1 protein-coding gene is annotated in these 806 nt (G+C 75.1%); it reads left to right on the top strand.

The window, feature by feature from the left end:
- Positions 1–806, top strand: an 806-nt coding sequence (locus HMPREF0058_RS11450; RefSeq protein WP_006549960.1) for a helicase-related protein, incomplete at both ends; no start/stop codon positions are given.

Raw genomic sequence — 806 nt, 5'->3', positions numbered from 1 at the left:
ACCCGGGCCGCGGCTCGGCGCCTAGCCAGCCTGCTCGGCGAGGAGATCGGCCAGAGTGTGGGTTACGCCGTGCGCGGGGACCGGCAGGTCGGCCCCGCCACACGCATCGAGGTGGTGACCGCAGGCCTGGCACTGCGCCGTCTGCAGGCTGAGCCTGACCTGCCGGGTGTCGACGCCGTCATCCTCGACGAGGTCCACGAGCGCTCCATCGAGGGCGACCTCTTGCTCACCCTGCTGCTGGACGCGCGAGCCCTGCGCGAGGACCTCACGCTCGTCGCCATGTCCGCGACCCTGGACCTTGCGCGCCTGCCGCAGATGCTGGGCAGCCAGGGCACGCCGGCCCCGGTCCTCGACGTCCCCTCTGCCCTGCACCCGCTCCAGGAGCGGTGGGCGCCCCCGCCCGCAGGCGTGTCCAGGCTCGCCGCCCACGGCGTTGCGCGCGAGTTCCTCGCCCACGTCGCCTCCACCACGCTCCAGGCGCTGGAGGGTTCCGGGGACGTCCTGGTCTTCCTTCCCGGGGCCCGGGAGGTCGACGACGTCGTCGCCCGCCTGCGCAGCCAGGTGCCGCCCGGCGTGGACGTCCTGCCGCTGCACGGCCGCCTGGGGGCTGCGGCGCAGGACGCGGCCCTGGCCCCCTCGTCTCCTGGCCGGCGACGCGTCGTCGTGGCGACGAACGTCGCCGAGTCCTCGCTGACCGTGCCGGGCGTGCGGATCGTCGTCGACGCCACGCTGGCACGTGAGCCTCGCGTGGACGTGGCCTCTGGGATGTCCGGCCTGGTGACCGTCGGCGAGTCCCGGGCGGAGGG

Source organism: Actinomyces urogenitalis DSM 15434, from assembly GCF_000159035.1.
Lineage (GTDB): Bacteria > Actinomycetota > Actinomycetes > Actinomycetales > Actinomycetaceae > Actinomyces > Actinomyces urogenitalis.
Note: the sequence above shows the minus strand (reverse complement) of the source record. Positions and strands in the feature narration are given on the sequence as shown.